Origin of the sequence: Clostridium gasigenes (assembly GCF_017348895.1) — a bacterium.
Lineage (GTDB): Bacteria > Bacillota > Clostridia > Clostridiales > Clostridiaceae > Clostridium > Clostridium gasigenes.
Genome location: NZ_CP071376.1, coordinates 519,531 through 533,575, shown reverse-complemented (window position 1 = coordinate 533,575; position 14,045 = coordinate 519,531). Strand labels below are relative to the sequence as shown.

General features: G+C 30.4%; 13 protein-coding genes and 1 pseudogene. 13 read left to right on the top strand and 1 reads right to left on the bottom strand.

Features of this window, described 5'->3' with window-relative positions; translation table 11 throughout:
* Positions 1–71: 71 nt before the first annotated feature.
* The gene (locus J1C67_RS02560) at positions 72–863 is read left to right on the top strand and encodes a TIGR00266 family protein (RefSeq protein WP_089968895.1); all 792 of its coding nucleotides are present in this window, start codon (positions 72–74) and stop codon (positions 861–863) included.
* 80 nt (positions 864–943) lie between these two features.
* On the opposite strand, the gene J1C67_RS02555 is transcribed toward J1C67_RS02560, so the two are convergent.
* Positions 944–1,984, bottom strand: coding sequence for a hypothetical protein (locus J1C67_RS02555; protein ID WP_167865682.1), 1,041 nt, complete (start codon positions 1,982–1,984; stop codon positions 944–946).
* A gap of 237 nt (positions 1,985–2,221) precedes the next feature.
* Between J1C67_RS02555 and J1C67_RS02550 the strand changes: the two genes are divergently transcribed.
* From J1C67_RS02550 to J1C67_RS02495, 12 genes and pseudogenes are all read left to right on the top strand, one after another.
* Positions 2,222–2,752: a hypothetical protein gene (locus tag J1C67_RS02550; RefSeq protein ID WP_089968901.1), complete on the top strand. Its 531-nt coding sequence runs from the start codon at positions 2,222–2,224 to the stop codon at positions 2,750–2,752.
* Between the two features lie 165 nt (positions 2,753–2,917).
* A complete protein-coding gene (locus J1C67_RS02545; RefSeq protein ID WP_167865681.1) occupies positions 2,918–4,588 on the top strand; it encodes a B12-binding domain-containing radical SAM protein in 1,671 nt (556 codons plus the stop codon).
* 192 nt (positions 4,589–4,780) lie between these two features.
* Positions 4,781–5,107 carry an ATPase gene (locus J1C67_RS02540; RefSeq protein WP_167865680.1) on the top strand — a complete coding sequence of 109 codons (327 nt, stop codon included), beginning with the start codon at positions 4,781–4,783 and terminating at the stop codon, positions 5,105–5,107.
* On the top strand, positions 5,094–7,046 hold the full coding sequence (locus tag J1C67_RS02535; RefSeq protein WP_167865679.1) for a V-type ATP synthase subunit I: 1,953 nt from the start codon (positions 5,094–5,096) through the stop codon (positions 7,044–7,046). Before J1C67_RS02540 ends, J1C67_RS02535 begins: the two co-directional genes overlap by 14 nt.
* A 12-nt stretch (positions 7,047–7,058) precedes the next feature.
* A complete protein-coding gene (locus J1C67_RS02530; protein WP_089968910.1) occupies positions 7,059–7,544 on the top strand; it encodes a V-type ATP synthase subunit K in 486 nt (161 codons plus the stop codon).
* Positions 7,545–7,562: 18 nt separating this feature from the next.
* On the top strand, positions 7,563–8,162 hold the full coding sequence (locus J1C67_RS02525; RefSeq protein ID WP_089968913.1) for a V-type ATP synthase subunit E: 600 nt from the start codon (positions 7,563–7,565) through the stop codon (positions 8,160–8,162).
* Positions 8,163–8,173: 11 nt separating this feature from the next.
* Positions 8,174–9,175, top strand: coding sequence for a V-type ATP synthase subunit C (locus tag J1C67_RS02520; protein WP_167865678.1), 1,002 nt, complete (start codon positions 8,174–8,176; stop codon positions 9,173–9,175).
* Positions 9,168–9,479, top strand: a complete 312-nt coding sequence (locus tag J1C67_RS02515; protein WP_089968950.1) for a V-type ATP synthase subunit F — start codon at positions 9,168–9,170, stop codon at positions 9,477–9,479. The genes J1C67_RS02520 and J1C67_RS02515 overlap by 8 nt, the downstream gene beginning before the upstream one ends.
* 17 nt (positions 9,480–9,496) lie before the next feature.
* A complete protein-coding gene (locus J1C67_RS02510) occupies positions 9,497–11,275 on the top strand; it encodes a V-type ATP synthase subunit A (RefSeq protein ID WP_167865677.1) in 1,779 nt (592 codons plus the stop codon).
* The gene (locus J1C67_RS02505; protein WP_167865676.1) at positions 11,268–12,650 is read left to right on the top strand and encodes a V-type ATP synthase subunit B; all 1,383 of its coding nucleotides are present in this window, start codon (positions 11,268–11,270) and stop codon (positions 12,648–12,650) included. Before J1C67_RS02510 ends, J1C67_RS02505 begins: the two co-directional genes overlap by 8 nt.
* A gap of 3 nt (positions 12,651–12,653) precedes the next feature.
* Entirely contained in the window at positions 12,654–13,295 is a 642-nt protein-coding gene (locus J1C67_RS02500) for a V-type ATP synthase subunit D (protein ID WP_089968923.1), read from the top strand.
* A 583-nt stretch (positions 13,296–13,878) separates the two neighbouring features.
* Positions 13,879–13,989, top strand: a pseudogene (locus J1C67_RS02495) (Dabb family protein); the annotation flags it as partial.
* Positions 13,990–14,045: the final 56 nt, after the last annotated feature.

The window sequence follows — 14,045 nt, the reverse complement described above, 5'->3', positions numbered from 1 at the left end:
CAATTAAATAGGTGAAAGTAGTATTATAATTATGTAAGTTAAAAATTATTTAAATAAAGGAGGTTTATGATATGGTACATGAAATTGATTATGAGATTCATGGAAATGAAATGCAATTTGTTGAAATTGAACTAGATCCAAGAGAAACTGTAGTTGCTGAAGCAGGAGCAATGTTAATGATGGATAATAGCATTGTTATGGAAACAATATTTGGAGATGGAAGTGAAAAAAGTGAAAGTGGTGGACTTTGGGGTAAGCTTGGAGCCGCAGCAAAAAGAACTATAACTGGTGAAAGTCTATTTATGACTGCATTTACTAACAGCGGTAATGGAAAGGAAAAAGTTTCTTTTTCAGCACCTTATCCAGGTAAAATTATACCTATGGATTTAAGGAATATGGGTGGAACTTTAATTTGTCAAAAAGATGCTCTTTTATGTTGTGCAAAGGGAATTAGTATAGGCATAGCTCTTACTAAGAAGTTAGGGACAGGTTTCTTTGGAGGCGAAGGCTTTATTCTTCAAAAACTTGAAGGTGATGGATTAGCATTTGTACATGCGGGTGGAACTATAATTAAGAAAACTTTAGCACCAGGCCAAATACTTAAAATAGATACAGGATGTTTGGTTGCTATGACTCAAAATATAAAATATGATATTCAATTTGTTGGAGGCTTTAAAAATGCTGTGTTTGGAGGAGAAGGATTATTCTTTGCTACATTAACAGGTCCAGGAGATGTATGGATACAAAGTCTACCATTTAGCAAGTTAGCATCTAAAGTGTATGCATCTGCACCAAGAGGTGGAGGTAAATCAACAGATCAAGGAAGCATACTTGGTGGTTTAGGAAGTTTATTTGAAAAATAGTTAGATATGTATGATTTTTAGGTAAAGGAAAGACCGGCGATTTGAATTGCTGGTCTTATTAAGTAACATATTAATATTCTTTAATTCTTATTTATAAATTCGTCTACAGTGTTATATGATTCAATAATAACACCATTGTCCTCAATTACTTTTACAAAGTCTTTTTGTAACTGAATTGCTCTTTCTTTGAATTTATTTAGTTCTTTAGCATTATAGGAACTCATTAAATCAAATTTGTTTAACCTATTTTCTATTGAAGCTGCATTTAATTCATCTTGAAGGCATGTACCTGAAATATATGCTAAAACATAATCCCCACTATCACAACATACATAAATTTTATTCCATTGGGAAATAATTTCTTTATATAACTCGGCTAAGTCTTCATAGTTGGCTTTCTTTTCATTTTCTCTTGGTTTTTCAATTTTACTATTCAAAAAAATTCTTGTGTTCTTTATCATTTTATAACAATAATTTTTGATTTCTTGTTCCGAGTTTGATTTTACAATAGACTCATACAGTGATATAAAAGCATCAGGTACACTTTTAAATTTCTTTAAGTCTTCCATTTGTTTCTTTAATCCACAGCTGAAATATGTTTGATTTATATAAGCTACAACATTAGATAAAGACATTGCTATCTTTCCTGCTAATGTTCTAATATCACACATATAATCTTCAAACATCATTCTTTCATAAAGGCTAATAGAACTGTCTAGCTCTTTAGAAGCTTTTTCTAACATAAAATCTTTATTATTCATATTTTTATTTAATTTATTTTGTAATTCTTCAAATCTATGCTTATCTTCCAAAGAGTTACAATAAAGTATATTCACATTAGCGAGAAGTGGTGTTAAACACTCTTGTAGCTCTGCCAGGCCTTCAACTCTTTCCCAAGACATAGGAAATAAATCAAATCCTACTGATTCCACAATAAATGTTGTGCACAATTCATATGCACGTTCTGTTTTAGGTATAAAATAGAAATCTACATCTGACAGTGAATTAGCAGTACCGTTTACATAGGAACCATAAGAAAGTAAAAGGCTAACATCATCTTTATAATTGTTTTCAATTCTATTAATTGCCCATTTAATAATACTATCATTTCTTTTGTTCATAAGCTCACTCCTTTTTTTACAATATTTAACGATTGCTATTTAATTATACATAAATAAAAGTAAAAGAAAAAGGATTTTTGTATTCTCAAAATAAAAAAATAGATATTACATAAAATATAAAAAGTAATGTTAATAATTGTAAGCAAATGGTAATATAATATATATGTAAGTCATTTGAAAAAATATCGACTAGATATATATTTTTTTAAAACATATAAAGGAAAGGGGAGAAGTAAAATGGGGAAAACAATGATACTTAATTTATCAGATGTAAAGTTAAAGGGTGATGTTTTAGATGTGGGGGAAAGTTTTGGTGTAATATATAATTTGTCTAAGGATGTAGAGGATGAAGTAGCGGTAGATTATATAGGAAGTGAGCAAAGACATCTACTTACTATGGAAGACTATGATACCTGTACGATTTTCTTCCATCTAAGCAGTATGTGGAGCATGAATTCAAGAATAAATTTAATAAAAGAAGTAACTAAATATTTAAAAGTTGGAGGAGAAATTTGTATTTGGGATATAAACAAAGAAGTTGGAACTGTAGTTAATAATAAGATAAATGCATTATTACCTTCAGGTAAAGTTCAAGAGTTTGAGTTTAAGAATATTAATCCACTTTGCAAATCAAATATAGAAGATACAAAAATAATGCTTGAAAAATCTTATAAAATAGAAGAAACTAAACTTTGGGAAGAAATTTATTATATTAAAGCGAAAAAATCCCAAGGCAGCAAGAAAAACAAGAAATTACAAATTAGTTAACATAGGCATCTTTTAAAATAATCATAAGGGATCATAAAATAAGTAAAGAGTGTAACACCAAAGGCGGGCAGGGCCAAAAGAAAGGAATACTGACTAGTTATTTATTTGGAGATCCTAAAGAAGAAGCCTTGATTTGATTATAAAACAAAGAAAGGAAGGTATTATATGAAAGTTTTACTTACAGCTATTAATTCAAAGTTTGTACACAGTAACTTAGCTGTTAGATATCTAAAAGCATTTACTAAAGATATGGACTACACAGCACAAATAAGAGAGTTTTCAATAAATGATAGGGAGGAAAATATCCTAGAAGAAATAATTAAAGAAAAGCCAGATGTAGTAGCTTTTTCTACTTATATTTGGAATATAGAAATGATAAAAAAACTATCAAACCTTATAAAAATTGTTGATAAAAACATAGAAATTATTTATGGTGGACCAGAAGTATCTTATGATAGCAATAAAATACTTGGAGAATTAGTTGGAGATTATATTATTGAGGGTGAGGGTGAAAAGACTTATAGAGAATTTATAGAATATAAACTTGGCAAAAAAAGTATTAGTAGTATAAGAGGACTTTATTACAAAGAAAATGGAGAGGTTATTGCAAATGGAAAAAGACCATTAATGAATATGGATGAAATAATCTTTCCTTATGAAGAAAATGAAAATTTGGATAATAAAATAGTATATTATGAAGGGTCAAGAGGATGTCCTTTTAATTGCAAATATTGTTTATCATCCACAACTCATGGAGTTAGATTTTTAGATAGTGAAAGAGTTAAAAAAGAACTTAAATTCTTTATTGATAAAAAAGTTAGATTAGTTAAATTTGTTGATAGAACATTTAACTGTAACCATAAATTTTCCATGGCTGTTTGGGAGTTTTTAATTAATGAAGAAACAAATACCCAATTTCATTTTGAAATATCAGCAGATATATTAAAATCAAAGGAATTAGAATTATTAAGAAAAGCACCAAAAGATAGATTCCAATTTGAAGTTGGAGTTCAAACCACAAATGACGATGTACTTAACAGAATAAATCGTTTTGTTAACTTCAGTGACATAAAAGAAAAAGTTTGTGAACTTCTTGAAATAAAAAACATAAAACAACATTTAGATTTAATAGCGGGGCTCCCAGGAGAAAATTATAATTCCTTTGAACGATCATTTAATGAAGTTTATATTATAAGACCTGAGGAAATTCAGTTAGGATTCTTAAAATTACTTAAGGGGTCTTCTATGAGGGAAGAAGCACATTTATATGATATGAAATATTCACCGTACCCTCCATATGAAATACTAAGTACAAAAGATATAAGTTATGATGAATTACTAATACTTAAGAAAGTTGAAGGAGTAGTCGATAAATATTATAACTCTCAAAAATTTAATAATATTATTAAATACTTTATTCCAAAATTTAAAAATCCATTTGATTTTTACTTAGCCTTAGGAAATTTCTTTGATAAAAAAGGTTATTTTAAAAGAAATATTGGAAATAGTGAGTATTATAAAGTATTTTTAGATTTCAATTTGGAAATATTAAAAGGAGATAATTTTATTTTAGGAGATATTTTAAAATTTGATTACTTAAGTTTTAATAAAAAGAGAGGAATGCCAGATTTCTTAGAAAGACCTTTAACAAAAAATCAAGAACAAGAGATAAAAAGTCAGCTAAGAGGTAAATATTCTCTTAAAGACTATCAATTGGAAACTTTTAGTGTGAATATTAATAAGTTTATCAATACTGATGAGATAGTCATGGAAAGAACTTACTTCTTGTTTGCTCATGAGGGTGAGGTGATTGATGTTACAAGTCAAATTTGTTAAAAATAGAAGGGCTTTGAATAGCTAGAAAAAGTGTATATATAATCAAAAAAAAGAGTTATTAACTAATAATTTAAAACAAAAGTATTGAATTATTGTTAAAAAAGTGTATAATAGTAGAAGAAAAAGTATTTAATACTATATAAAGTATTAATGCATATATTATTTGTAATTATAGCAAAAGGTGGTGAGATTTTGGCGTTAGAAGCAATAAATGAAATTAAAATAGCTGAAACAAAAGCTGAGGAATTAATTTTAGAAGCTAAGGCTAAAGCCAGAGAAATTGTTCAAAGTGCTACCCTTCAAGCAGAAGGAGAGTATAACAAAATCTTAGGAATTGCAAAAGCTAATAAGAATAAACTTATAGACGATGCGATTAAACAAGGCGAAAAGGATGCAGAACCTATTTTGATAAAAGGAAATAAAGAAGTAGGTGACATTAATAATATGTCACAAGAAAAGAAAGATATGGCTATTAAATTAGTTGTTGAGAGGATAGTGAAGATTCATGGCAATAGTTAAGATGAACAAATTCACTTTGCTAACCTTTGAATCAAAAAAAGAAGAACTTCTTAGTAAAATACAAGGATTTTCAAATGTAGAGTTTGTTAATTTGCAAGATGAGGACCTTATAGAAAAGAATGAAGTGCTTCAAAACCTTTCAAAGGATGATGTTGATTTAAAATATGCAAAATATGAAGAAAATTTATCAAAGGCTAAATTTGCCCTAGAATTTCTAAAGAACTACATGCCTAAAAAGTCTGCAATTAAAGCAATGCAAGAAAGTAGAGGAATATTAACCCTTGACGAATTATCCCAGAAAGTTGAAGAATCTAATTGGGAAACAATTTATGAAAAGGTTAAAGGAAAAGAACAACAATTAGTTGCATTAGAAGCTAAAGTTGTTAAATTACAAGGTGAAATAAAGCTTCTACAACCCTTTGAAACATTAGATACAACTTTTGATTCAATAAAAGAATTAAAAATGGTATCTCATTTTATAGGGACAATTGCAAAGCAATATGAAGAGACTTTACTTGAGAATTTATCTAATGAATATATTGAGATAATATCAAGAAGTAGCAACGATACCAATATCTTTATTTTAACAAACAAAGAAGATGAAGAGAAGGTTTCAGAAGTTCTTAGGGGATATGGATTTAGTGCTTTTAAGACAGAACAAAGAGAAGTGCCAATGACACTAATAACTGATTTTAAACATGAAATAGAAGAATTAAAATCAAAAAAATTCTTTATGCAAGAAGAATTATCAAGCTTTGATAAAGAAATGAAAATTATGGAATTGGTTTATGAGTATAATAACAATAAAATTATGATACAAAAAGAATATAATAACTTCTTAAAAACAGAAACAATAGTTACTATTCAAGGGTGGAACTGTATAGAGAATAATGAAGAGTTAAAATCTATATGTGAAGAAACTATTAAAGATGAATACTACTTAAATTTTGAAGATGTTAAAGAAGAAGAAATTGATATTGTGCCTATTAAGCTTAAAAATGGAGCACTGGGAAAAGCATTTGAACAAATAACAGAAATGTATAGTTTCCCTAAATATAATGAATTAGATCCAACACCATTTTTAGTGCCATTCTACTTAATATTCTTTGGTATGATGGTTGCAGATGTTGGATATGGTCTTATAGTGCTTATAGCATCAACGCTTGCACTTAAAGCTTTAAATTTAGATGAAGATAAAAGAAATTTTGCAAAGTTCTTTTTATTCTTAAGTATTCCAACAATAGCCTTTGGGCTAATGTACGGATCTTTCTTTGGAGATTTAATAAAGTTTAAAGGATTAATAGACCCCGCACGTGATGTTAATACTGTGCTTATATTGTCTCTAGTACTTGGAATTATTCAAATATTCGTTGGGCTTGGACTAAAAGCATATACATTAATTAAACTAGGAAAACCGCTAGATGCCTTCTATGATGTAGGATCATGGGTAATTACATTAGTATCAATTGGCGTAATGGCACTTGGACCAATGTTTGGACTTCCAAAGATTGTTACAACAATAGCAATGGTTACAATGATATTTGGTATGATTGTCATTGTGTTAACAGGTGGAAGAAGCGAAGAATCAAAGGGTGCTAGAATAGGTCAAGGTATATATTCATTGTATGGTATTACAGGATATATAGGAGATTTAGTATCATATACAAGACTTATGGCACTAGGACTTGCCGGTGGATCTATAGCAGGAGCGTTAAATCTGCTTATAGGACAAATGCCAGGTGTAGCAGCCATAGTAATTGGACCTATATTATTTATATTAGCTCATACCTTCAATTTATTATTATCATTACTTGGAGCTTATGTGCATACAGCAAGATTACAATATGTTGAGTATTTCTCAAAGTTTTATGAAGGTGGGGGAAAACCTTTCACACCATTCAAAACTTCAGATAAATATGTAAAAATTAAAAGGAATTAGGAGGAATTAATAATGGAAATGTCATGGATTAAGTTTTTTATTGAAAATAACGGTGGAATTATATTTGCAGCATTAGGTGTTGCGTTAGCAGTTGGATTATCAGGTATAGGTTCAGCAAAAGGTGTTGGAATAGTTGGTGAAGCAGCTACAGGATTAATAACAGAACAACCAGAAAAGTTTGGTAAGGCATTAGTGCTTCAATTATTACCAGGTACACAAGGTTTATATGGATTCGTTATAGGGTTCTTAGTATTTAATAAGATGGCTTCAGGAATGCCTTTTGAGCAAGGTTTATACTTATTATGTGCTTGTCTACCAATAGCCTTCGCAGGATTATGGTCAGGAATAGCACAAGGTAGAGTTGGAGCTGCAGCTATTCAAATATTAGCTAAAAGACCAGAACATAATACTAAAGGTATCGTTTTAGCAGCAATGGTTGAAACTTACGCATTACTTGGATTCGTTATATCATTCATGTTAGTAAGCAAAGTGTTTTAAGATTGGAGAGAAAAAATTATGTCAAGTTTAAATAATATAATTTCTAAGATATTAAAAGATGCAAAAGACAAAAATGAAAATATCGTATCTACAGCAAATGCAGAAAAAGATATTATAATTTCAAAAAAAATAAATAGTGCTAAGGAAATAGAGTCTGAAATGGCTAAGAAATCTCAAATAGAAGCTAAATCAAGAAAAGAAAGAATTCTATCTGCAGCAAAGCTTAAAGTTAGAGATAACAAGTTAGGTGCAAAACAAGGAATTATTGAAGATATTTTTAAAACAAGCATAGATAAGCTATGTTCTAGTTCAAAAGAAGATTTCAAGAATTTTATTTTGAATTCAGTGCTTTCAATTAAAGTAGATGGAGATGAGACTTTAATAGTTAATGAAGCGAGTATGAATATCATAGATGAAGCTTTTATAAAAGAATTAAATGAGGCATTAAAGGCTAAAGGAATAAATGGAGACATTAAATTAAGTTCTCAAACTAGAGAATTTAATGGTGGATTTATCCTACAAAAGAATGGGATAGAAATCAATAATACTTACGAAGCTCTAGTTGATTCGCTAAGAGAAGAATTAGAGTCTGAAGTAGCTGGTGTATTATTTAATTAAGGAGGCAACAGATGGATGTAATGCAATTTACCAGAGCTGTGTCAAGAATATGGGTGTTAGAAACCAGACTCCTTGATAAGTCCAAAATAGAAAGAATGATTGAGACTAACTCTGCAGATGATGCATTAAGGATACTTGGGGAAACTGAGTATGCGGGTGTGATGTCAACTGTTAAGAGAGCTACTGATTATGAAGAAGTATTAAGTGCTGAGCTAAAAAGAGTATATAATCTTATGTATGAACTTTGCCCAGTAAAATCTGTTGTTGAGCTGATGAGTATTAAATATAATTATCACAACTTAAAGGTAATCTTAAAAGGGAAGTTCCTTGGAAAAGATTTATCTTATATGTTTATAGATTTAGGAAATAAAGATTTACATGAAGTCAAACGTAAGATTGATAATGAAAATTATAAAGATCTAAGTGAAGAACATAGAGTAGCTGTAGAAGCAGTTGTGGCTGATTTTGAAGTAACAAAAGATCCTCAAAGAATAGATATTATTATGGATAAATATATGTTTAAAAATATGGTTGAAATAAAAAATAATCTTAAATATCCTTTTGTAGATAAGATTGTAAATGCTTTAATAGATTCAACTAATATTAAGACATTATTAAGAATAAAGAGACAAAATAAAGATAGAGATTTTGCTTCTTTAGTAATGATTTCTGGAGGAGCTATTGATAGGGATAATTTAGTAGCATTAATTAACGAATCACCAGAGAACATAATAGTTAGACTTCAAAGTACAATTTATTCAGATATGATTAAAGAAGGAATTGAAGGATATATAGCTACAGATTCAGCAAATCTTTTAGAAAAGTTAAGCGATAACTATGTTATGGCACTTATGAAAGATTCGAAACTTGTTACCTTTGGACCAGAGCGAATATTATCATATATTTATGCAAAGGAAACAGAAATTAAAATAATAAGAATTATAATGGTTGGCAAGCTTAATAATATTGCTGAGGAAGTAATAAGAGAAAGGCTGCGTGATATTTATGTATAAGAAAATTGGAGTTGTTGGAGATAAGGATTCAGTTTTAGCATTTAAAGCTTTAGGCATAGATGTTTTTCCAGTAGTTGGAGCTGATGAAGCTAGAATAGCTGTAGATAGATTAGCTAAAAATGATTACGCAGTAATATTTGTAACTGAGCAAGTGGCACAAGAAATAGAAGAAACTATTGAACGTTACACAAAGCAGGTACTTCCAGCTGTGATATTAATTCCAAGCAATCAAGGAACATTAAACATAGGTATGAAGAAAATAAGTGATAGCGTGGAAAAGGCTGTTGGCGTTAATATTTTATAGGAAGGTAGGTTAGAGAGTTGAAGACCGGAAAAATAATTAAAGTTTCAGGACCTTTAGTTGTAGCTGGAGGCATGGAAGAAGCTAATATATATGATATGGTTAGAGTTGGTAATGCAGGACTTATCGGTGAAATCATTGAAATGAGAAACGATAGAGCCTCTATCCAAGTTTATGAAGAAACTACAGGAATAGGACCGGGAGATCCAGTTGTTACAACAGGAGAACCTTTAAGTATAGAACTAGGACCTGGACTTATTGAATCAATGTTCGATGGAATACAAAGACCACTTGATGCAATAGAAAAGGCAACTAATTCACCATTCTTAAAGAAAGGTGTTTCAGTTAAATCTTTAAATAGAGAAAGACTGTGGGAGTTTGTACCAACAACTAAAGTTGGAGATATAGTTGAAGCTGGAGATGTTATTGGAACAGTTCAAGAAACAGCAGTTATACTTCATAAAATAATGGTACCATTTGGTGTTAAAGGAGCTATTAAAGAAATAAAGGCTGGAGAATTTACAGTTGTAGAAACAGTATGTGTTGTAGAAACTGAAAAAGGCCCTAAAGATTTAATGCTTATGCAAAAATGGCCTGCAAGAAAAGGTAGACCATTTGCAAGAAAAATGAAACCAGAAGCGCCAATGGTTACAGGACAAAGAGTTATAGATACATTCTTCCCAATAGCTAAAGGAGGAGCCGCTGCAGTACCAGGACCATTTGGAGCAGGTAAAACAGTTGTTCAACATGCTATAGCTAAATGGGGCGATAGTGAAATCGTTGTTTATGTTGGATGTGGAGAACGTGGAAATGAAATGACAGACGTTGTTAATGAGTTCCCAGAACTTATTGATCCAAAGACTGGTGAAAGTTTAATGAAGAGAACAGTTCTTATAGCTAATACTTCAAACATGCCAGTTGCTGCTAGAGAAGCTTGTATATACACTGGTATCACAATATCTGAGTATTTTAGAGATATGGGATATGCAGTTTCAATAATGGCTGATTCAACATCAAGATGGGCAGAAGCCTTAAGAGAAATGTCAGGTAGACTTGAAGAAATGCCAGGGGATGAAGGATATCCAGCATACCTAGGTTCAAGACTTGCTGATTACTATGAAAGATCTGGTAAGGTTATTTGTTTAGGTACAGATGGCAGAGAAGGTTCTATCACAGCAATTGGTGCTGTATCACCTCCAGGAGGAGATATATCTGAACCAGTATCACAAGCAACACTTAGAATAGTTAAAGTTTTCTGGGGACTAGATGCACAACTTGCATATAAGAGACATTTCCCATCAATTAATTGGTTAAATTCATATTCATTATATGAAGATACTATAGGTACATGGATGAATCAAGAAGTAGCTTCTGATTGGTCAGAATTAAGACAAAATGCAATGTCTATTCTGCAAGAAGAATCAGCACTTGATGAAATAGTTAGACTTGTAGGTATAGAAGCATTATCAGAAAGAGATAGATTAAAACTTGAAGTTGCTAAGTCAATAAGAGAAGATTATCTTCAACAAAATGCTTTCCATGAAATAGATACTTACTCTTCTCTTGCTAAGCAATATAAAATGCTTAAGTTAATACTTTTATTTAGTAGTGAAGCTGAAAGAGCTTTAGATGCAGGAGTTTACTTAGATAAGGTATTAAAATTAGATGACGTAAGAGATAAAGTAGCAAGAAGTAAATATATCCATGAAGATGAAATTTCTAAAATGGATAATATTGCAGAAGAATTAAAAGCTGAAATAGATACATTAATCAATGAAGGAGGGGTTCAAAATGCTTAAAGAATATAGAACAGTAACTGAAGTTGTTGGACCTTTAATGGTAGTTGAAGGTGTTGAAGGCGTTAAATATGACGAATTAGTTGAAATTGAACTTCAAACTGGTGAGAAAAGAAGAGGTAAAGTTCTTGAAATTAATGGATCAAAAGCAATGGTTCAAATTTTTGAAGGTTCTTCAGGAATTAACTTAAAGGGAACTAAAGCTAGATTCTTAGGTAGACCACTTGAACTTGGTGTATCAGAAGATATGCTAGGAAGAATATTTGATGGTATGGGTAATGCAATAGATGATGGTCCTAAGATAATACCAGATAAAAGACTAGATATTAATGGAGAAGCTATAAACCCAGTTTCAAGAGATTTTCCATCAGAATTCATTCAAACAGGTATTTCTGCAATAGATGGGTTAAATACTCTAGTTAGAGGACAAAAGTTACCTGTATTCTCAGGATCTGGACTTCCTCATAAAGAGCTTGCAGCTCAAATTGCAAGACAAGCGACAGTTTTAAACTCAAGCTCAAGTTTCGCAGTTGTATTTGCAGCTATAGGAATCACATTTGAAGAATCTCAATTCTTCGTTGATGAATTCCAAAAGACTGGTGCAATAGATAGTGCAGTTTTATTTATGAATCTTGCATCAGATCCAGCTATCGAAAGAATAGCAACTCCAAGAATGGCATTAACATGTGCTGAATATTTAGCATATGAAAAAGGAATGCAAGTTCTTGTAATTATGACAGATATAACAAACTATGCTGAAGCATTAAGAGAAGTATCTGCAGCAAGAAAAGAAGTTCCAGGAAGAAGAGGATATCCAGGATACCTTTATACAGATCTTTCTACTTTATATGAAAGAGCTGGAAGAATTAAAGGAAGAGAAGGGTCAATCACTCAAATTCCAATACTTACAATGCCAGAAGATGATAAAACTCATCCAATTCCAGATTTAACTGGATATATTACAGAAGGACAAATAATTCTTTCAAGAGAATTATATAAAAAAGGTATAATGCCTCCAATAGATGTTCTTCCATCACTTTCAAGACTTAAGGATAAGGGAATCGGTAAAAACAAGACAAGAGAAGATCATGCCGATACTATGAACCAATTATTCTCAGCATATGCACAAGGTAAACAAGCAAAAGAATTATCAGCTATCTTAGGAGAGTCAGCTCTTTCAGATACAGATAAGAAATATGCTAAATTTGCAGAAGCTTTTGAAGAGCAATATATTGCACAAGGATTTACATCTAATAGAAGTATAGAAGAAACTTTAAACCTAGGATGGAAATTACTTAAGATTCTTCCAAAGACTGAGCTTAAGAGAATTAGAGATGAATACCTTGAAAAGTATATGCCAAAGGGAGATGAAGAGTAGAATATGGCAATATTAAATGTCAATCCTACTAGAATGGAAATGACTAAGCTGAAGAAAAGATTAATTACAGCTACTAGAGGTCATAAACTCCTGAAAGATAAGCAAGATGAGCTTATGAGACAATTCATTAACTTAGTTAAATATACAAATGAGTTAAGAAAGTCAGTAGAATTTGAACTTGAAGGTTCTTTAAAGGATTTTGTTATGGCGAGAGCCGTAATGAGTTCAGAATTCTTAGAAGAAGCAGTTGCCTATCCTAAGGAAAGTATTTCAGTTGAAGTAGGAACCAAAAACATAATGAGTGTTAATGTTCCAAAAATGACTTTTAAAAGACAACTTGAAGGGGATGAAGGAAGCATATTCCCATACGGCTTTGCAAGTACATCATCAGAACTAGATGATGCTATTTCAAAACTTTATACAATACTTCCTAAATTACTTGAACTTGCAGAAGTAGAAAAATCAACTCAGCTTATGGCTGATGAAATAGAAAAAACAAGAAGAAGAGTTAATGCACTTGAGTATATGACAATTCCTCAACTTCAAGAAACAATTAGGTATATCCGAATGAAACTTGAAGAAAATGAAAGAGGCGCTTTAACTAGATTAATGAAAGTTAAAGAAATGATAGAATCAAGATCATAATTTTAAAAGGAGCCGTATGGCTCCTTTTTTGGTGGAAAAAAGCTATTAGAAGAAGATGAAAAGTTAATTGGTACCTATAGAATGGACAGTTAGAAAAAAAGTGCTAAACATTTATTTAACTGACTCTATTTTATAGGGTCTTTTTTTATTGTAAAATATTTTAAAGGAGGATTGTAGATATGGGAAGAATCTATTTTACAGATGAACAATTGAAAGATTTATCAGTAAATCCATTTGTTAAAAAAGCTAGTAATAAAGCCATTACCAAATAAATATTACAAATATCTAGAAATCGGTGAATGTCCGATTAAAATCTAGTTAAACTAATTTTATATATTAATATAATTTAAAGCACTGGTAAATACCTATAAACGGTATAATACCAGTGCTTTCTTGTCATACATCTTCCATAAAAAATATTCCAATTCATTTTTAGGCATTTTTTTCTAACTGTCCTTGACATAGAAACCACTTTATTAAAGGCTTTATTGCATTTTTTTGTAACAAGAAAATGAATTTATGGAACAAAAAAGAAATATCTATACTGGAATGTTATTTTAAATAATGTTCATGTTCTGAATTTGAAAGTATGGAAGAACTAAATATATATATAAATCATCCAAAACATGTGAAAGTAGCTGAGTTTATTAAAAAGTCTGTAGAAGAAAGAGTATCAGTAGATTATAAATTTTAATTAAATGTGACAAATGTTACCGAATAAAACTATAGATTAATGTTAAACTAATGTTA

What these genes read in the sequence shown, in the direction of transcription:
- J1C67_RS02560 (WP_089968895.1), top strand. Translation starts at nt 72, where the DNA reads ATGGTACATGAAATTGATTATGAGATTCATGGAAATGAAATGCAATTT.
- J1C67_RS02555 (WP_167865682.1), bottom strand. Translation starts at nt 1,984, where the DNA reads ATGAACAAAAGAAATGATAGTATTATTAAATGGGCAATTAATAGAATT.
- J1C67_RS02550 (WP_089968901.1), top strand. Translation starts at nt 2,222, where the DNA reads ATGGGGAAAACAATGATACTTAATTTATCAGATGTAAAGTTAAAGGGT.
- J1C67_RS02545 (WP_167865681.1), top strand. Translation starts at nt 2,918, where the DNA reads ATGAAAGTTTTACTTACAGCTATTAATTCAAAGTTTGTACACAGTAAC.
- J1C67_RS02535 (WP_167865679.1), top strand. Translation starts at nt 5,094, where the DNA reads ATGGCAATAGTTAAGATGAACAAATTCACTTTGCTAACCTTTGAATCA.
- J1C67_RS02530 (WP_089968910.1), top strand. Translation starts at nt 7,059, where the DNA reads ATGGAAATGTCATGGATTAAGTTTTTTATTGAAAATAACGGTGGAATT.
- J1C67_RS02525 (WP_089968913.1), top strand. Translation starts at nt 7,563, where the DNA reads ATGTCAAGTTTAAATAATATAATTTCTAAGATATTAAAAGATGCAAAA.
- J1C67_RS02520 (WP_167865678.1), top strand. Translation starts at nt 8,174, where the DNA reads ATGGATGTAATGCAATTTACCAGAGCTGTGTCAAGAATATGGGTGTTA.
- J1C67_RS02515 (WP_089968950.1), top strand. Translation starts at nt 9,168, where the DNA reads ATGTATAAGAAAATTGGAGTTGTTGGAGATAAGGATTCAGTTTTAGCA.
- J1C67_RS02505 (WP_167865676.1), top strand. Translation starts at nt 11,268, where the DNA reads ATGCTTAAAGAATATAGAACAGTAACTGAAGTTGTTGGACCTTTAATG.
- J1C67_RS02500 (WP_089968923.1), top strand. Translation starts at nt 12,654, where the DNA reads ATGGCAATATTAAATGTCAATCCTACTAGAATGGAAATGACTAAGCTG.